The organism is Streptosporangium sp. OZ121 (genome assembly GCF_051918885.1).
Lineage (GTDB): Bacteria > Actinomycetota > Actinomycetes > Streptosporangiales > Streptosporangiaceae > Streptosporangium.
This window is the reverse complement of record NZ_JBPXMC010000001.1, coordinates 384,487-401,325: the sequence shown is the minus strand read 5'-3', so window position 1 is coordinate 401,325 and position 16,839 is coordinate 384,487. Positions and strand designations below refer to the sequence as shown.

The 16,839-nt window shown below is 71.3% G+C and carries 16 protein-coding genes; 8 read left to right on the top strand and 8 right to left on the bottom strand.

The features are described 5' to 3' along the window. The first annotated feature begins 7 nt into the window (after positions 1 to 7). On the top strand, positions 8 to 1,426 hold the full coding sequence (locus tag ACTOQ1_RS02060; protein ID WP_440063980.1) for a serine/threonine-protein kinase: 1,419 nt from the start codon (positions 8 to 10) through the stop codon (positions 1,424 to 1,426). Positions 1,427 to 1,437: 11 nt separating this feature from the next. On the opposite strand, the gene ACTOQ1_RS02055 is transcribed toward ACTOQ1_RS02060, so the two are convergent. After that, positions 1,438 to 1,605 (bottom strand): hypothetical protein, encoded by a 168-nt coding sequence (locus ACTOQ1_RS02055; RefSeq protein ID WP_440063979.1) that lies wholly within the window; start codon positions 1,603 to 1,605, stop codon positions 1,438 to 1,440. Positions 1,606 to 1,688: 83 nt separating this feature from the next. Continuing rightward, positions 1,689 to 5,240: a WD40 repeat domain-containing serine/threonine protein kinase gene (locus ACTOQ1_RS02050; RefSeq protein ID WP_440063977.1), complete on the bottom strand. Its 3,552-nt coding sequence runs from the start codon at positions 5,238 to 5,240 to the stop codon at positions 1,689 to 1,691. A 91-nt stretch (positions 5,241 to 5,331) separates the two neighbouring features. Between ACTOQ1_RS02050 and ACTOQ1_RS02045 the strand changes: the two genes are divergently transcribed. After that, positions 5,332 to 5,490 carry a hypothetical protein gene (locus ACTOQ1_RS02045; RefSeq protein WP_440063976.1) on the top strand — a complete coding sequence of 53 codons (159 nt, stop codon included), beginning with the start codon at positions 5,332 to 5,334 and terminating at the stop codon, positions 5,488 to 5,490. A 161-nt stretch (positions 5,491 to 5,651) separates the two neighbouring features. Here ACTOQ1_RS02045 and ACTOQ1_RS02040 read toward each other — a convergent pair whose 3' ends face one another. After that, positions 5,652 to 5,861 (bottom strand): DUF397 domain-containing protein, encoded by a 210-nt coding sequence (locus tag ACTOQ1_RS02040; protein WP_440063974.1) that lies wholly within the window; start codon positions 5,859 to 5,861, stop codon positions 5,652 to 5,654. Next, positions 5,852 to 6,682: a helix-turn-helix domain-containing protein gene (locus ACTOQ1_RS02035; protein ID WP_440063973.1), complete on the bottom strand. Its 831-nt coding sequence runs from the start codon at positions 6,680 to 6,682 to the stop codon at positions 5,852 to 5,854. Before ACTOQ1_RS02035 ends, ACTOQ1_RS02040 begins: the two co-directional genes overlap by 10 nt. A 192-nt stretch (positions 6,683 to 6,874) precedes the next feature. Here ACTOQ1_RS02035 and ACTOQ1_RS02030 point away from each other — a divergent pair, with 192 nt between their 5' ends. Then, complete coding sequence (locus ACTOQ1_RS02030; RefSeq protein WP_440063971.1) at positions 6,875 to 7,432, top strand: ATP-binding protein; 558 nt, start codon at positions 6,875 to 6,877, stop codon at positions 7,430 to 7,432. Here ACTOQ1_RS02030 and ACTOQ1_RS02025 read toward each other — a convergent pair. Next, positions 7,417 to 7,797 (bottom strand): VOC family protein, encoded by a 381-nt coding sequence (locus ACTOQ1_RS02025; RefSeq protein ID WP_440063970.1) that lies wholly within the window; start codon positions 7,795 to 7,797, stop codon positions 7,417 to 7,419. The genes ACTOQ1_RS02030 and ACTOQ1_RS02025 overlap by 16 nt on opposite strands. 175 nt (positions 7,798 to 7,972) lie before the next feature. Between ACTOQ1_RS02025 and ACTOQ1_RS02020 the strand changes: the two genes are divergently transcribed. After that, the gene (locus ACTOQ1_RS02020) at positions 7,973 to 8,620 is read left to right on the top strand and encodes a hypothetical protein (protein ID WP_440063969.1); all 648 of its coding nucleotides are present in this window, start codon (positions 7,973 to 7,975) and stop codon (positions 8,618 to 8,620) included. Between the two features lie 193 nt (positions 8,621 to 8,813). After that, a complete protein-coding gene (locus ACTOQ1_RS02015; protein WP_440063968.1) occupies positions 8,814 to 9,716 on the top strand; it encodes a DNA-3-methyladenine glycosylase family protein in 903 nt (300 codons plus the stop codon). A gap of 13 nt (positions 9,717 to 9,729) precedes the next feature. On the opposite strand, the gene ACTOQ1_RS02010 is transcribed toward ACTOQ1_RS02015, so the two are convergent. Together ACTOQ1_RS02010 and ACTOQ1_RS02005 are read right to left on the bottom strand one after the other, a co-directional pair. Next, a complete protein-coding gene (locus tag ACTOQ1_RS02010; protein WP_440063967.1) occupies positions 9,730 to 10,458 on the bottom strand; it encodes a class I SAM-dependent methyltransferase in 729 nt (242 codons plus the stop codon). A gap of 82 nt (positions 10,459 to 10,540) precedes the next feature. Then, positions 10,541 to 10,924 (bottom strand): winged helix-turn-helix transcriptional regulator, encoded by a 384-nt coding sequence (locus ACTOQ1_RS02005; protein WP_440063965.1) that lies wholly within the window; start codon positions 10,922 to 10,924, stop codon positions 10,541 to 10,543. Positions 10,925 to 11,082: 158 nt separating this feature from the next. Between ACTOQ1_RS02005 and ACTOQ1_RS02000 the strand changes: the two genes are divergently transcribed. The 3 genes from ACTOQ1_RS02000 (at position 11,083) to ACTOQ1_RS01990 (ending at position 13,490) form a co-directional block, all read left to right on the top strand. Further along, positions 11,083 to 12,042, top strand: a complete 960-nt coding sequence (locus ACTOQ1_RS02000) for an NADP-dependent oxidoreductase (protein ID WP_440063964.1) — start codon at positions 11,083 to 11,085, stop codon at positions 12,040 to 12,042. Positions 12,043 to 12,118: 76 nt separating this feature from the next. Beyond that, complete coding sequence (locus ACTOQ1_RS01995) at positions 12,119 to 12,883, top strand: SDR family NAD(P)-dependent oxidoreductase (RefSeq protein ID WP_440063962.1); 765 nt, start codon at positions 12,119 to 12,121, stop codon at positions 12,881 to 12,883. Positions 12,884 to 13,031: 148 nt separating this feature from the next. Continuing rightward, positions 13,032 to 13,490 carry a nuclear transport factor 2 family protein gene (locus ACTOQ1_RS01990; RefSeq protein ID WP_440063960.1) on the top strand — a complete coding sequence of 153 codons (459 nt, stop codon included), beginning with the start codon at positions 13,032 to 13,034 and terminating at the stop codon, positions 13,488 to 13,490. A 48-nt stretch (positions 13,491 to 13,538) separates the two neighbouring features. On the opposite strand, the gene ACTOQ1_RS01985 is transcribed toward ACTOQ1_RS01990, so the two are convergent. Continuing rightward, complete coding sequence (locus tag ACTOQ1_RS01985; RefSeq protein ID WP_440064756.1) at positions 13,539 to 16,667, bottom strand: chromosome partitioning protein ParA; 3,129 nt, start codon at positions 16,665 to 16,667, stop codon at positions 13,539 to 13,541. Between the last annotated feature and the right edge of the window lie 172 nt (positions 16,668 to 16,839).

The following is a 16,839-nucleotide window of genomic DNA, read 5'->3' as shown; positions in this document are numbered from 1 at the left end:
ATGCCCAATGTCTTCTTTGCGCTACGAAGGGTGGCTGCTGGCCGGGCGCTACCGTCTCCTGGCCGGGCTGGGCAGAGGCGGCACGGCGACGGTGTGGCGCGCCCATGACGACCTCCTCGACCGTGAGGTCGCGGTCAAGGAGGTCGAGCTCCCCGATCACCTGGCCGGGCCGGAGCGCGAGGTCCTGCTGGAACGCACCATGCGGGAGGCGCGCCTCGCCGCGCGGCTGCACCACCCCAACATCGCCGCGGTGTACGACGTGGTGCGGGCCGACGACTCCCTGTGGATCGTGATGCAGCTCGTGCGCTCGCGCAACCTCGCCGAGGTGGTCGCCGAGGAGGGGCCCATGCGCGCGCCCACCCTCGCGCGGGTCGGGCTGGACGTGCTGTCGGCGCTGGAGGCAGCCCACGCGGCCGGAATCATGCACCGCGACGTCAAACCCGCGAACATCCTGCTCACCGAGGAGGGGCAGGCCATCCTGACCGATTTCGGGCTGGCCGCCGCTGTCGACGAGGACGTGTCTCTCACCAGGACGGGGATGGTCGTGGGCACGCCCGCCTACATCGCCCCCGAGCGCGCCGGCGGCGTCGCGTCGAGTCCGGAGAGCGACCTGTGGTCCTTCGGGGCCACCCTGTACGCCGCCGCCGAAGGCCGCTCCGCGTTCGGGCGCAGCACCGCGCTGGCCACCCTCGCCGCCGTGCTGACGGCCGATCCCGAACCGTTCCGGCATGCCGGGCCCCTGGCGCCCGTCATCGCCGGCCTGCTCGACAAGGACCCCGCCCGGCGCACCGACGCCGCCCGTGCCCGGAAACAGCTGGAGGACGTGGCCACGCTGTGGGAGCGGGACGCGGACGTCACCGCGGCGCCCTTCCTCGCCGCCGGCGTCGTGGCGTCGGCCGCGGACCGGCGGTCCACCGGGCCCATCGAGGCCGACCGCCGCTCCACCGGTCACCACTTCCACGGAGACGCCGGCCGTGGTCCCACCGGGTACCACCTTCGTGAGGAGGCCGGGCCCACCTCGGCACACCGGCGGGTCATCGGGCGCCGGCGCCTGTCGGCGGGTGTCGCGGTTCTGGCCGTCGGCGTTCTCGCCGGCGCGGCCCTCACCGCCGGATGGCGCGGTGACGAGTCCGGCCGGCCGGAGCCGGTCGCTCCTTCCGGGACCGCTCCCGTCACGGCGCCACAGGCCACCCGTACCCCCGAGACGCGGCAGGTGATCGACGACGAGCACCCCACCGCCGCACCTCGCCGCAGCGGACGGACCGACGTCGCCCCCAGGGCGGCGACCACTGGCTCCCCCGGGAGCGGCACGTCCGGGATCGCCGCCAAGGAGCCCAATCCCAACTCCGGTAAGAACAAGGACAAGAGCGGGAAACACAAGCCGACGCGGCGCGGGAACAGCCAGGGAAACGGGAAGGGGCACTAGCGCTGCGTTCTTCATAACCGGTAGACGAACGTGCGGCGCAGGGTACGGGGCTGGGGTGGTGGTCGTCCCCAGATCCAGGGCTGGGCGTGGGCGTTGAGTTGCGCGGTGGCGACGGCGGCCGCGTGGGCGATCTCGATGGCGCCGGCGAAGGTCTGTCCGGCGAACGCGGCCCGGCGCACCCCAGGTCAGCAGGGATCTCCATCCTCATTCGGGAACATCGCACCAATAGCCGCGCGGCGGCGCGGCGCCGGGTTCGGCACGCTCAGCAGGTCTTCCGGTAGGGGACCTCGGGGATGTGGGCCGCCCAGTCGGCCGGTGTCAGCGGGCTCACCTGGGCGCAGAGCTCCCGTTTGACCTCGGCGGGGGCGATGAGGTGGGTGCGGAGGTGTGTTTGACCGTCGACAGCCAGCACGGCCGTGCCGTCCGAGGTGAAGGCCAGTGACTTGAGCGTGCCCCCCAAGCTGGATTTCCTGGGGGGGAGGCCGGCGAGCGGGAGGCCGATGGGACGGTTGGCGGTGACGTCCCACAGCCGGATGCGGTTGGTGGCGTCGAGGACGACCAGCAGGCGCCCGTCGGGAGAGAAGGCCGCGAGGTCGCCGCCGATGGTCGTCCTCGCCACCGGCTGGAGTGTCCTGCCGTCCCGAAGCACCATCGTGCCCTGGTAGGTGTTGTCCGCGAGGAGTCCGTTGGGGCTCATCGCCAGCAGATCGCTCACGCCGGAGTCCGGCGAGACCAGGCGCCTGCCGGTGGAGACCTCGACGACGCCCTGGTCGTCGGCGGAGATGACGGTCCGGCTGTCGCGACTGAACAGGATGGGGACCTCCCATGTCTCCACCCCCCAGACCTCGTAGGTTCCGGCGGACGGCCGCCCGGGGGAGGCGGCGCGCCGGGTCGCCGAGGCGATGTCCCACAGCTCCAGGAGAGACGCCTTCTTCTCGCTTTCGGCGAGCACGGCCAGGGTCCTGCCGTCGGGCGAGAAGCCGAACGAGGCCGAGGCGTCGCTGAGTGAGCGCCCGGTTGCCAGGGTGGCTTTCCTGGTGGCGGTCGTGGTGTCCCAGATTTCGATGTCCCCGTTCCTCTTTCCCAGGCCCAGGAGCCGGCCGTCCACGGACAGTTCGTACTCGCTGTAGTAGTCGTTGGCGGGGAGCACACTGCGGCGTGCCGCCCGGATGGGATCCCAGATCTCCCACTGTCCGAGGTATCCGAGGGCCAGGGTCGAGCCGTCGGTGCTCAACCTCGTGTAGGGGCGATGGCCGTCCCGGCTGAGAGAACGCGAGGGGAGGAGCGGGCCGAAGGAGATGACGGTGGTGACGTTCTGGGAGTCGATGCAGCGCAGGGTGCGGTCCCCCGGACCGAACGCGTAGTGATAGCAGTTGTCATTGACGTAGGTGAAGACGGGGTCGTCGTCAAGGGTGCCTGGGTCGGTGTGTTTCCAGGGCCCCATGTCCGCGGTATCCCAGGCAGCGCCGTTGAAGGCGACGTACCTGCTGGTGGCGCTGAAGACGATCCCCTCGTTTTGCGCGGGCGCCGGGATCGTCCGCCACCGTACCTGTTCGGGGTCGAGCCGGTCGTAGCGGACGACCCCCAGCCGCTTGCCATGCACGAGGGCGAGGAACCTGCCGTCCGGGCTGAGCACGATCCTGGAGATCCTCTCTGGGCCGGTGGTCAGCCGTACGGTGCGTGCCTCGCGGCCGGTGCGCAGGTCCCAGAAGTTCAGCGACGTCTCACGGGGGACGATCAGATGTCTCCCATCGGGGGTGAACTCGGCCGAGCTCAGGAGGTGGGGAATCCTCACCAGGCGCCTGCCGGTGGCGGTGTCCCACAGGCTGGTGCTCGCGGGCTCACTGAGCAGCAGCCTGCTACCGGTGTGGTCGAGTCCGAAGAAGACGGTAGGAGCGCGGAAGGTGACTGGCCGCGGCCGTCCGCTCGCCGTGTCGAACAGGGTGATCGTGCGGTCCCTCCGGAGCAGCGCCACGACCTTGCCGTCGCCGCTGAGCATGGGATCGCTGAAGGCCCGCATGTCAAGGGGCTCGCCGGGGAAGGCGAACGACCGCACCACCGCGCGCGCGTCGATGTCGGCGATCCTCACCTCGTTGCCCTTGGCGAAGACCCGCAGACGGCCGGTGGCATCGCCGCCCCTCCTCCAGCTCCCGTCGATTCCCGGGGGCTGATAGGTGTACAGCTCCGGCTGGCTGTACAGCGTCAGCAGGGCGTGGCGCGCCTCGTAACTGCCGGGCACCAGGGTGGCGGCGGCCAGGGCGAGTCTCTTGGCGGTGAGCGGATCGCTGCGGCGCAGGCCGGTGGCCAGTCCCGCCACACGGGTGCCGACGGCCTGCTTCAGCTGCCGGAAGATGGTCAGGTTCCTGTCCTGCAGGCTCCGGCTCTGGACGACCGCGATGGCCGCCGTGGTGCCGGCCAGCACGAGCAGGATCGCCAGCGTCGCGCTCAGCAGTGAGCGGAGGCGTCCCCGGCGGCGGCCCAGTGCCGTACACGCGTCGAGAAATGCCTGCTCGGTGTGGTTGAGGGGAAGACGGCGGGAACTGGCCGCCCAGGACTGCGCGCGGCCCAGGGCCGTTCCCTGGAACAGGTCGCTGCTTTTGCGGCCGTGGTCGTCCCAGAGCCGGGATGCGCCGGCAAGGGTCTGATGAATGCCCAGACCTTCGCGTTCGGCCTCCACCCATTCGCCCAGGCGGGGCCAGGCCCGGATCAGTGCGGCGCTGGAGAGCGTGACCAGGCCGTCCTGCCAGGCGAGGATCTCGGCTTCGGTGAAGACGCGCAGGACATGCTCGATGTCCTGTTCGCTGGTCTGGCCGTCGGCGAAGTCGGTTCTGCGGGCCGAGCGCAGGCAGTCCTCGGCGTGTTCGCCGGGGGCGACCAGGCGCAGGAGTATCCGGGGGACGGCCTCCTGCGCGCTCGTGCCGAGGCGGGTGAACACCTCCTCTGCCGGCTCGCCCTGGGACGGTGCCGTGGTCGTGGTCGCCTGTTCGGCAGCGGCCTTCTTCTCGGCCGCAGCCGGATCCGCCACGCCGACCAGACCGAGGAGTATGTCTTCGGCTTCCGGCCGGTCCGCGGGGATCTTGGACAGGGCCCGCTCCACCAGATGGCAGAGCGGCTCGTCCAGGACAGAGGTGTCGGGATGGTGGGTGAGGACGCGGTGGGCCACCCGCGGCCATTCGCCGGCGAACGGCGGCGTGCCCGTCGCGGCGAACAGCACGATCGCTCCCCACGCCCACACATCCACGGCAGGCGAGGGGCCCTGGCCCTGGAACAGCTCCGGCGCCATCCACGACAGCGTGCCCTTGAGCAGTCCGGTCGTACTGCTCGACATGTCCTGGGTGCGGGCGATGCCGAAGTCGATGACGCGCGGCCCGTCCGGGCCCAGCAGTACATTGGCCGGTTTCAGGTCCCGGTGCGTCACCCCCGCCCGGTGGATGGAGCACAGCGCCGTCGCGATGCCGATCGCCAGGCGTAACAGTTCGCCGCTGCCGTAGGGTCCGTGCTCCCGTACCTCGCTGTGCAGGTCCGGCCCGGGCACGTACTCACTGACCAGGTACGGCGGCGCATGATCGAGATCGACCTCGATGATCCGCGCCGTGCAGTACGGCGCCACCCGGCCCAGCGCCTCCACCTCCCGGCGCAACTGGTCGCGGTGGTCACCGGTGACGACGGCGCCGTGCAGCGCCTTGACCGCCACCCGCCCGCCAGCCCTGTCGTACCCCTCGTAGACGACGCCCTGACCGCCGACACCGAGCCGCCGCGCCAGCCAGTAGGCGCCCAACTGCCTGGGATCGCCGGGAAGCAAAGGTGTCGCCATCACCAGTCTCATTTCGTAACGTAGTGATCGTCAGTCACATAGACGCCGCCACCGGCGTGAAGGTTCGGCACCGTAGGGCCTGTTCTGTGTCGTGCAGGGGTACGCCCAGCAGGCGAAGGCGCTCGCCGACGAGAGGCTGGCGAGCTGGGACGACTACTTCCTCACTCCGAGGCAGCACGCCCTGTTCGCCGAGGAACTGAGCGAGCACGCCAACGAGATCTACGCGGAGGAGAAGAGGAAGATGAGCTGACGGCTCCACCGGCCGACCGGCGTGTCACGCGGTCGCCGGGAGCGCCCGGGGCCGGGGTCGAGCGGGGTGCACAGGGGTCGGGCGGGGCGCGGGGGCTGAGCGGGGCGCGCAGGGGCCGGGCCCCGCGTCGGCGAGGGCCCGGCCCCTGAGGCTCGGAACGGTCAGCCGAACTCGCCGTTCTTGACGCCGTCGATGAAGGTGGTCCACTCGGTGGCGGTGAAGACGAGTGCGGGGCCGGTGGTGTCCTTGCTGTCGCGGACGGCGCGGCGCCCGCCGGACAGTCCGGCGACCTCGACGCACTCGCCGCCGTTACTTGACGAGCGGGTGGATTTGACCCACGTCGCCGCTGCCAGTTCCCGGTTCAGGTCCATTTCTTGGTCGTCTCCTTGATCAGCTTCAACGACTCGCGCTGGGACAGCGCCTCGACGCGGATCGCCTCGTACCGCAATGCTAGGGCGGCGACCTCGTCGGGGCGATCGGTTACCTGACCCGCACCGGCCGACTCGATGTAGGCCGCGTTGACCACGCCCCTGCGCGCGTGCGCGAGGACGAAGCCCCCGTTGATGCCGGATGTCGTGCGAGCTTCGATGGGGAGGATCTGGATCGCGATGTCGGGGCGCTCGCCCATCTCGGCGAGGTGGTGGAGTTGTGCCGCCATCACACCGTCCGCGCCGATGGGACGGAGCAGGACGCCCTCGTCGAAAACCGTCCAGAGCATGGGGTGGTTCGTCCGGTCGAGGATGGCCTGGCGGTCCATCCGGGCCGTCACGTACTCCTCCAATTGCTCGGGGGTGATGCGGGGCTTGCTCCGCAGGATCGCCTCGGCGTAGTCACGGGTCTGGAGCAGGCCCGGGACGATGAGAGGATGCCAGGCCCGCAGGGTCTCGGCCTCCCGCTCGATCTCGATCCAGGGCCTGAACCAGTCGGGCAGCTGGCTGCCCGCGTGGCTGACGAGATCCCACAGGTTCGTCAGGGCGCCGTCGAGCTTCAGGACCCTGTCGATCTTCTCGGTCATCTCCCGGGGAGCCTTCCGATGGGCGAGCTCCACCATGCTCACCAGGCTGACCGACCACCCGATGCGATCGGCCAGCTCCTTTTGACTGAGCCCTGCCTCTTTGCGACGCCTGCGGAATTCTGCGGCGAAATATTCCTTTGGGGAGACCGTGGAGCCGATGCCCGGGGGGATGGTCATTTCTGTCCTCTCGTGAACACCCACCCGTTTCTGTGAATACACGCCCGGCTCCACATAACCGTGTAGTGACCGTGCGTTCGGAGCCACTACCGACAGTAATGGTTGTTTGGGATTCTTGGAATACCCGGCGGGCGGTCGCCGGGGATCAGGTCAATGAGGCGAGAAAGCCCGGAGGGCGAAAGGGCGTTCACCATGCAAACGGCCAGAAAGCTAGGGGAGATCTTCCTGCGGAGAGAGCCGGAATCGGTCTCACGCGCACGCGCGACGGTGCGCGAGCTCCTCGGTCCCGATCACCCCGCCTACGAGCGGGTGCGGCTGGCCGTCCCCGGGCTCACCGCGAACGCCGTCGGGCACTCCACCCCCGGTCCGGTGGGCGACCTGGTGATGGTCGTCCTGAAGGTGGTCGACGACTTCATATACATGGAGGTGACCGACCCCGGTTCCGCGTCCGGCAAGCCGTGCCTGAAGGATCCCTCCCCGGACGCGGAGAACGGGCGAGGGCTGTTCATCGTCGACGAACTCTCAGCGGGAAACTGGGGCGTCCGCGACTTCGGGGCGGGTGGCCGTACGGTGTGGTGCGCCATTCCGGCCGAACTCGCGGCTCCGTGGAAGAGGCCGTCGTCCTCGCCGTACGGCCGGAATAGCGGACGCTGCGGTCTGCGATACATGGCAATCAGCAGGAAAGCAGAATCCCACACTCTACAAACACGCTGTGTATGTCTTGCGTGTTTTCGCTACTCGTCCGTGTAAAGGCAGAACGGGTGTCCGGCGGGGTCGAGGAGGACCCGGACGTCGTCCTGCGGCTGGTGGGCGGCGAGTGTCGCGCCCGTCTCGATCGCGTGGGTGACCGCGCCGTAAAGGTCACCGACCTCCAGGTCGAGGTGCAGCATCATCTGCTGCGAGCCGTCGGCGTTCGGCCAGACCGGTCGTACGTAGTCCTTGGATGTCTGGAAACCCAGGTACGTGCCCCCGCCGGCCGGTGCGACCGTGGCCCAGCCGGGCTCGTCCTTGGTGATCTTCCAATCGAGAAGGCGCGCGTAGAACCGCGCGAGTTCCTGTGCGTCGGGTGCGTCGAGTACCACACCCCAGTAGTGAGAGTCCGTTCGTCCGCGCATGGCTGCGTCCTGCCCCGAAAGCCGCTCGGATCACGCGGCGCGTGGGCATCACCGAGGTGCTTGTGCGGTTATCGGAGGTGTCAGGCAATATTTCAGAATTTCAGAACATGTTGTGCTTTCGGGTTGCGGGGCCTTCGCGGAGCTCGCAGACTCGTGCCCTGTGATCAACCGGGCGATGGTGACGATGGTGACGATCTGTCTGCTCCTGGGCGGGACCGGTGCCTGTCTGATCCTTGGCGAAACCGGTGCGGCCGAGGTGGGCTCCACCAGGATTCCCAAAGGGTTCCTGCTGACCGAACCCACGGCGAGGGCGCCGCTTCCTCCCGTGGCTGTGGGCGAGGAGTGGTGGAAGATCAGCGACAGTACGTCCCGGCAGTTCGAACTCAACCCCTGTGGCACGAAGGGGAAGTCCCATGACGGCCGCGTCGCGATGCGAACGATCACGCACCTGACCAGCGGTCCCTCCTACGACAGCGAGCAGCTCGCGCTGTACCCGAGCGCGGGATCCGCCCATGCCGCGTTCCTCAGGCTCAGGACGGATATGAAACAGTGCGCGAAGCAGGAGACCGCCGCCCGTCCCGGGCGTGTTCACGTCGGCAGGGCTTTGCGCGCCGGGGACGAGGCCATGATCGTCGGAAGCCACTTCTCCAGGAAGGGGAAGCGTGATCGTGAACCCAGCTCGCTGTGGGGCGTCGGCCGCCGGGGTGCCGCCCTCTTCCTCTACACCCACGACATCGCCGACAGGGGAGTGAGCGAGAAGATCGCGGGCCAGGTGAGGGAGATGGCGGAGAAGGTTTGCGCCCTTCGCGGGGTGTGCGGGTAGGACGGTCGTCGCTCTCCTGGACACTGCAGGTATGCGTGACGAGAACTCCAGGTCGGGGGATCGCACCGTCCAGGCGGGGTCTGGCTGTGTGGATCACTCTCGGTCGGGACCCGGCTGTGCGGATCACTCCCAGGCGAGATTCGACTGTGAGAATTACGCCTTTCCCGTACCGGCCCCGTCCAGCGAACGGCCGGTGGCCGACGACCACGGGACGGTGTCGCTGCGGCTGCCGTTCCGGGCTCCGCTGTGCCCCGGCAACCTGTTCGGGCATCTCGCCGCGACCGCCGTGCCCGGGGTGGAGGAGTGGCGCGACGGCGCGTACCGCCGCACGCTGCGCCTGCCGCACGGCCACGGCGTCGTCACCCTGTGGCCGATGCCCGACCACGTCGGCTGCCGTCTGACCCTCAGCGACCGCCGTGACCTCTCCACCGCGATCAGCCGGTGCCGGAACCTGCTCGACCTCGACGCCGATCCCGTCGCCGTCGGAGACATCCTTCGCGCCGACCCGGCGCTCGCGTCGTTCGTGGACGAGCATCCCGGCCGCCGGGTGCCCCGCACCGTCGACGGGTTCGAGCTGGCGGTACGCGCGGTGCTCGGGCAGCAGGTGTCCACCGCGGCCGCCCGCACCCATGCCGCCCGGCTGGTCACCGCGCACGGCGAGCCGATCACGGACCCCGAAGGAGGCCTCACCCATCTCTTCCCCACCCCCGGGGCGCTGGCCTCGCTGGATCCGGGCAAGCTCGCCCTTCCCCGGACGCGCCGCGCGACGCTCATCGGCCTGATCGCCGCCCTGGCGGCCGGTGAGATCGATCTCGGCGCCGGAGGCGACCGGCGTCGAGCCCGGGCGCAGCTCTCGGCGCTTCCCGGACTCGGGCCCTGGACGGTCGAGACCATCGCGATGCGCGCTCTCGGCGACCCCGACGCCTTCATCCCCGCCGACCTCGGGATCCGCGTCGCCGCCCGCAGGCTCGGCCTTCCCGTCACCCCCGCGGCGCTCACCCGCCGTGCCGCCGCCTGGCGCCCCTGGCGCGCCTACGCCGTCCAGTATCTCTGGGCCACCGGCGACCACCCGGTCAACCGGCTGCCCGCGGCGTGAAGCCGGCTGGGCTTCAGGCCGTGCGCTCGGCGACGAACACGAACTCGCGACCCGGGCGATCAGGAGCCTCGCGCACGTCCAGTACGCGATATCCGTTGGCGACCAGGCTCGCCTCCACCTCGTCGTGGCCGCGGAACCGGAGGGTCGAGTCGGAGGTGACCACCGCGCCGTCCGACAGGAACCTGTACGTGTAGCGGAAGGAGACGTACGGGAGGCTCACGTCGGTGACCTCGAAACACCGCTCCACCGGTCCGCTTCCCGGGACGTCGCGGATGATCTGAGCATCGTCGGCGGCCCATTCCTCCCAGGCCCGGCGTTCGGGACGCCTGGTCTCGAACACGAGGTGGCCACGTGGGCGAAGCGCGGCGTGGATGCCTCGGAGGGTCCGTGTCCAGTCGTCGTCGGTGAGGAAGACCTGTGCCACGTTTCCCGTCATCACCGCGAGATCGGCGCCGAGCGCCGGAACCGCCGTGACATCGCCGTGCACCCAGGTGATCCTCGCGGCGTGATCCTTCGACCTCGCCACCTCGAGTGACGCCTCGGCCGGATCGACACCCACGACGGTACGGCCGCTCTCGGCGAGCAGGACGGCCAGGCATCCCGTCCCGCAACCGACGTCGAGCACACGGTCCGCGCCCAGCTCGCCGGCGATGTCGAGGTAGGCGGTCAGATCGTCGCGGTCCCCGTCGAAGACGTCGTAGACGGGTGCGAGACGAGGGTGAGCGAAGATCGCATCAGGCACCCGGCGACCATATCCGCGTTCAGGCGCTCCGGCGACGGATTATCGGCCGCCGGTGGTCGAGGGGCCGCGCCGGGCCTCCGGGTCACCGCGCGTCGAAGGTCGTCCTGGACTCCAGGATGCCGGCGGCGTTGCTCTCCGCCCAGCCGGCCAGGCCGCGGACGACCCCGAGCAGGTCGATCCCGCGCGGGGTCAGCGCGTAGTCGACGCGCGGCGGGGTGGTGTCGTGGACGGTCCGGGTCACCAGGCCGTCTCGCTCCAGCCCTCGCAGCGTCGCGCTGAGCATGCGCTGGGTGATGGGCTTGCTCATCCGGCGCAGTTCGTTGAACCGCCGGGTGGTGTCGCCCAGCTGGCAGATGACGACCACCGACCACTTGTCGCCGATCCGCTCGAGCACGTCGCGGACCAGGGCGCGGCCCTGCTCGCACACGGGGGTGATGTCGTCCGTCTCGATGGTCGGATGCGCCATGGTCGCCAGTATACGAGAGATACCTGGTTCTGTCCTGGGTGGTTCTCCCGGGGATACCTGGGCACGTTGAAGTGCTCTCTTGCCGCCGCCTCCGCTCCGATGCAATGGTACGAACTACAGACCTGGTATATAAAGAGAACTGCTCTGGAGCTGCGGCTATGCAAGTAATTGGGTTGTACGAGTTCGGGGGACCCGACGTGCTGCGGGTCGTCGACCTTCCGGAGCCGCACGCCGGACCCGGTGAGGTGCGGGTGCGGGTGCACGCGGCCGCGGTGAATCCGGCGGACACGCTGATGCGCGCCGGCGTGTTCGCGCAGGCGTTCGCCGGGGTGCCGGCCCCGTACGTCACCGGGATGGACATCGCCGGCGTGATCGACGAGATCGGCCCGGGGACGGAGACCGAGCTGTCCCCGGGGGAGCCGGTGATGGCGATGGTGATGCCGATCGGCCCGGCCGCGGGGGGCTACGCCGAGTACGTGGTGCTGCCGGCCGGCTGGGTCGTCCGCGCGCCGGCGGGCGTCGATCACGCGGCGGCGGCGACGCTGCCGATGAACGGGCTCACCGCGCTGCTGGCACTCGACCAGCTGGCGCTCGCGCCTGGCTCCGTCCTCGCCGTGATCGGGGCCGCCGGGACCCTCGGCGGCTACCTGGTCCAGATGGCCGCGCACGCGGGGCTGACCGTGATCGCCGACGCCGCGCCCGCCGACGAGGCCCTGGTCCGCCTGTCCGGCGCGACCGAGGTCGTGGCCAGGGGATCCGATGTCGTCGACCGTATCCGGGCCCGGTATCCGGACGGCGTGGACGCGGTCGCCGACACGGCGCTGGTCGGGCCGCGACTCCTCGACGCCGTACGCGACGGCGGCGTGTACGCCCGGTTCCGCACCGGCGATGAACCCGGCGGCCACGAGTTCGACGGCGACGGCCCGATCACGGTGCAGACGACGTTCGTCCCCGACTACGCGGGACGGACGGACAAGCTGGACCAGATCCGCCGGCTCGCCGAGGCGGGCGTGCTCGTCCCGCGCGTCGCGGCGACCCTGCCCGCCGCCGAGGCGGCCGACGCGCACCGGCGGCTCGAGGCCGGCGGCGCCCGCGGCCGGTTCGTGCTCACCTTCTGACCTCACCGACTCTCACTGACTCTCACCGACTCTCACCGACGAAACCTCACCAACTCTCACCGACAAAGGAGTAGTCATGTCCGCACGCTTCGCGGGGAAGGTCGTCCTGATCACCGGCGCCACCTCCGGCATGGGCCGTGCCGCCGCCGAGCGGATCGCCGCCGAGGGCGCGAAGGTCGTCCTGGCCGCCCGCGGCAAGGAGGCCGGCGACGCGCTGGTGGCCGGCATCCGCGCCGCCGGAGGCGAGGCCACCTTCGTCCCGGCCGACGTGACGGTGGAGGCCGAGGCGGCCGAGCTGGTCCGGCAGGCGGTGAGCCGGTACGGCCGGCTCGACGGCGCGTTCAACAACGTCGGCGCCGCCACCGCGATCGGCCCGGTGACCGGTATCGACGGCGACGCCTGGCACGCCGACCTGGCGCTCAACCTCAGCAGCGTCTTCTTCGGCCTGAAGTACCAGATCCCCGCCCTGCGGGACGCCGGTGGCGGCGCGATCGTGAACAACGCCTCCAACCTCGGCGTCGTCGGGGCGGCGGGCATGGCCTCCTACAGCGCCGCCAAGCACGGCGTCGTCGGGCTCACCCGCTCGGCGGCGCTCGATGAGGCCGCGGCCGGCGTACGGATCAACGCCCTGATCACCGGCGGCGTCGACACCCCGCTGCTGCGCGGCAACCTGGGCCCGACACCCGAGGAGTCCCTGCGCGCGGCCGAGGCGATGCATCCGCTCGGGCGGATCGCCCAGCCGGACGAGATCGCGGCGTTCGCGGCGTTCCTGCTGAGCGACGAGGCCAGGTTCATCACCGGGGCCGCGCTCGCGATCGACGGCGGGATGACCGCCGCCTGACGACGGATCCCGCCGTGGCGGGCGCCGGCCGCCGAGGCGCGGGCGGTGCGGGGCCCGCCGGCCACGGCGCCGTCGCGACCTTTCCCGACGAACGATCGACGTCTCATCCTCCGTGACCCCGTCACGGACAACCGTTCAGGAGCGCCACATGACCACCGCGGGTAACGACGACGCGCTGCGGCGCCTGGCCGACATCGAAGAGATCAAGCAGCTCAAGGCACGCTACTTTCGGCTCCACGACACCAAGAAATGGGACGAGTGGGTCAGGCTGTTCACGCCGGAGATCCATCTCGAGATCGATGGGACGGTGCTCCGCGATCCCGCCGAGCTGGCCCGCATCACCAGCGGCTGGAACGGGAACGCGATCGCCGTCCACCGGGGCTTCATGCCCGAGATCGACATCACCGGTCCCGACACCGCCACCGGCATCTGGAGCATGGACGACTATCTCGAATGGCCCGAGAGGGACGGTCTGCCGCAGGGGATGCGGGGCTACGGGCACTACCACGAGGAGTACCGGAAGATCGACGGCAGATGGTTGATCAGCCGCCTGAGGCTGGATCGCCTGAAGCTCGAGGTCTTCGAGGGCGGCCTGCCTCCCGTGTGAGGGTGATCCCCGAGCGCCCGATCCCGGGCTCGTCACCGGCTCACCAGCTCACCGGCTCACCGCGGAGGCCAGGGCGCGCACCCGCTCGGCGTGCCGGTCGTGGCCGATGACGACCGGTGGCTCGTTGTACGGCATGGCGTCGGAGGAACGGCGCAGCTTGACGTACTGCCCGCAGGCGTCGACGGCGTAGGGCTCCATGTCGTCCTGGAGCGCGCCGATCACCGTGATCCCGTACGTCTCGCCGATCCGGCGGAACAGCGCCACCGCCTCCCTGCGGTGCTCCTTGCCGAGGTTGCGGCCCAGCTCGTCGAGGACCAGGCACAGGTGCCCGCCGCCCGAGGACGCGATCGCCGCCGCGCAGACCAGCTTCACCGCCTTCTCGTCCATCAGCGCGGTGTTGGCCCGCCGGTTGTACGGCACGAACCCCTGCCCCTCGCCCCTGCGCCATTTGGGCGTCACCCGCCACGCCCAGCGCTGCTCGGGGTCGGCGGGCGCTGGCGGGACGGGGAACTCCAGCGTCGCGCCGTAACCGCCGTAGGAGGTGTCGAGCTTGTCGAACTCCTCGGCCACCCGGGTCAGCCGCGCCCTGATCGCGGCGGTCAGCGCGGACCGGTGCACGGCGGTGGACTGGGCCGCCTCCTCGGCACCCCTGGCGGCGGCCGTCAGGTCGCGCTGCCGGGTGACGATCTGCGTCTCGATCTGGCGGCGCCGGTGCCGCTCGTAGTCCTCCTGACCGCGCAGGTAGGACGCGAGCGCCGAGCACACGCCGGGGAACGTCGCCTGCTCGCGGGCGGTGCGCCCGGCGCCCGGCGCGGTCCTCTCCCTGACCAGGAAGCGCAGCTCCTCGGGCATCTCCTCGTCCTCGCCGGGGAAGGTGTCGCGCAGCGCCTCGTCCAGGCGGCGCTCGGCGGCCCGCCACCACTCCTCGGACGTCAGCGGGCGCTCCTGCTCGTCCAGGGCGCCCAGCCATTCGCGGGCTCCGTCGACGGTGCCGCCCCAGTCACCGGCCAGCGTGTCCAGCCCGAGCGCGTCGCGGTCGGCGGTGATCCTCGCCGCCTGATCCGCGGCCTGGTCGCGGTCGGACTCGTGCCGGGCCCTGCGGCCCTCCAGACGCTCGATCTCCATGTTTCTCGTACGGGCGCGGAAGTCCAGGGCGCTCGCCCGGCGTTCGGCCTCGTCGACCTTCGGCGCGATCCCGGCCAGCGCCTCGGACAGCTCGGTGAGCGCGGCCCGGCGTTCGGCCAGCCGCCGCTCGATGTCGGCCAGCTGCACGGACGCCTTCGCCCCGTCGAGCCTCCTGCCCGCCTCGGCCACGGCGTCCTCCGCGGCCCGTACGACCGCCGCCGCGCTCTCCTGGGTGTCACGCGCCCGGTGCAGGCGCTGCTCGGCCGCCTTGATGCGGGCCTCCCTGCCGGTGACCGCGACCTCGAACGATCCCACGACGGTGACTCCCGCCGCGCTGACCAGCACCGACCCGGGCAGCGCGCCCAGGGCGCGCGCGGCGGCCGCCAGGTCGGCCGCGTCGACGATCACCGCGTGCTCGTGCGGCCACCCGCGAGCTCCCAGCGCGGGGGCGGCCGCACCGTCTCGACGCGGCGCGGCCTCGTCGTCGCGGGCCTGCTCGGCGACGTCGATCGCGTCGAGCAGGCCGGTCGCCCCGACACCCGCCTCGGCGAGCGCGTTGAGCTGGGCCGCCGCCGGGCCGCCCTCGGCGTCGTCCAGCGCGGCCTTCGCCCCCTCGGCCTCCCGGTCGGCCACGCCCAGCGCCTTCAGCGCCTCGTTCAGCCGCGTCCTGGCCTCGGCCAGCTCGGCACCCGCCGCCTCCACGTCGCGCCCGTCGGCCAGGCGGCGCTGCTCCTCGAGACCGGGAATCCAGCCGCGCAGCTCGTCGACCGAGTTCTCCGCCACCGCCCGGTCGGCGTCCAGCTTCGCCGCGCGTGCCTGCAGGGTGGTCAGCTCCCTGCGGGCCTCGGCCAGCCCGCGCTCCAGGGTGTCGTCCTTGAGCGTGGTGATCTCGGCCCTGACCTCGGCGATCGCCTCCGTGGCACGGTCGCCCGCCGCGCGGACCCGCTCCAGCTCGGCCGCCAGCGCCTCGTCCCGCTGTCCGGCGTCGGCCAGCCTGCGCGCCAGTCGCCCCCGCCAGCAGCGCAGCGCGTCGGCCAGCCTGACCCGGGCCCGGTCACGCCTGTCGAAGGTCTCCAGGAGCGTACGGGACTCGCCCTCGAACTCCCGGAGCAGCTCCACGGCCCGCGTCGCCCGCACCCGCCTGGCGTGCTCGTCGCGGCGGGCCTCCCGCTCCTGGTCGAGCTCGGAGTCCAGGCCGGTCAGCGCGGCGATCGCCTCGAAGACCCGCTCGGGGGAGATCTCGTTGAGCGGCTGGGAGAGCAGGTTGGTGGCGACCTTGCTCCGTACCGAGGTCGACAGGAACGACACGCACCTGACGCGGTCGCCGTACAGGACCCTGGTCAGGTCGCGCGCCACCACGTCGCGGCGTCCCGCCGAGCGGGGCAGCGCCGCCCACAGCTCGTCGGCCCGCGCCACCCGCTCGGCCTCCGAGGCCGCCACCGCCAGGTGCACCCCCTGGATCCACCTGATCTCCAGATGCGGGGCCTCCTGGTTGACCCGCAACCACACGGTCACCGCGTCGTCCAGGGAGGCGCGGTCCGGGGAGCCGGTGTCCGAGGAGGCCGTGTCCCCGGTGTCCCCGGAAACCGTGCCCGAGGAGCCGCCAGAAGAGACGCCGTCCACGGGGCCGGCGTTCGCGGAATCGGTGTCCGCGGGGCCGGTGGGGACGGAGTCCGTGGGGCCGGAGCCGGTGTGCGCGGGGTCGGCCGCCGCGAAGACGCCGACGATGTAGCCGTGGTCGGCGCTGGCCCACGTCCGGCCACCGCCGCCCGCCGCGAGCTCGGCGTTGAACAGCAGCTCCGCGACGGATTTCGCCCCCGAGGCGAAACGCCACTGCTCGTCCCCGAGCAGCGCGGTGATCATCGCGATGAACGACGACTTGCCCGCGCCGTTGGAATCCTTCGGCCCCGCGCCCGCGACCACGATCAGCGTGCCCGGCACGGTCGGCACCGGGTGGGTCGAGAGCCGGGAGATGTTGACCGGCTGCACGGCGATCAGCACCCGGTCGCCCACCACGTTCTCGCTCGGGGCGGTGGCGCGGGTCGTCTCCACGGGGACCAGGGTCGCCTGCGTCCCGCCCGGGTCCCCGGCGGTCTCGGAACCCCTGGTCCTCCCGCTCCGGGCGCCCTCCGCCCGGACGTTCCCGGCGCGAGCTGCTCCGGTGGCCTCGCCCGGGGAGGCCTTTCCGGCCCCGGTTCCGGCCCCGGCCGTGCCGGTGCGGTTC

Coding starts and splice junctions, on each gene's coding strand:
- ACTOQ1_RS02060 (WP_440063980.1), top strand. CDS start 8: ATGTCTTCTTTGCGCTACGAAGGGTGGCTGCTGGCCGGGCGCTACCGT.
- ACTOQ1_RS02050 (WP_440063977.1), bottom strand. CDS start 5,240: ATGGCGACACCTTTGCTTCCCGGCGATCCCAGGCAGTTGGGCGCCTAC.
- ACTOQ1_RS02040 (WP_440063974.1), bottom strand. CDS start 5,861: ATGGACCTGAACCGGGAACTGGCAGCGGCGACGTGGGTCAAATCCACC.
- ACTOQ1_RS02035 (WP_440063973.1), bottom strand. CDS start 6,682: ATGACCATCCCCCCGGGCATCGGCTCCACGGTCTCCCCAAAGGAATAT.
- ACTOQ1_RS02030 (WP_440063971.1), top strand. CDS start 6,875: ATGCAAACGGCCAGAAAGCTAGGGGAGATCTTCCTGCGGAGAGAGCCG.
- ACTOQ1_RS02025 (WP_440063970.1), bottom strand. CDS start 7,797: ATGCGCGGACGAACGGACTCTCACTACTGGGGTGTGGTACTCGACGCA.
- ACTOQ1_RS02020 (WP_440063969.1), top strand. CDS start 7,973: ATGGTGACGATGGTGACGATCTGTCTGCTCCTGGGCGGGACCGGTGCC.
- ACTOQ1_RS02005 (WP_440063965.1), bottom strand. CDS start 10,924: ATGGCGCATCCGACCATCGAGACGGACGACATCACCCCCGTGTGCGAG.
- ACTOQ1_RS02000 (WP_440063964.1), top strand. CDS start 11,083: ATGCAAGTAATTGGGTTGTACGAGTTCGGGGGACCCGACGTGCTGCGG.
- ACTOQ1_RS01995 (WP_440063962.1), top strand. CDS start 12,119: ATGTCCGCACGCTTCGCGGGGAAGGTCGTCCTGATCACCGGCGCCACC.
- ACTOQ1_RS01990 (WP_440063960.1), top strand. CDS start 13,032: ATGACCACCGCGGGTAACGACGACGCGCTGCGGCGCCTGGCCGACATC.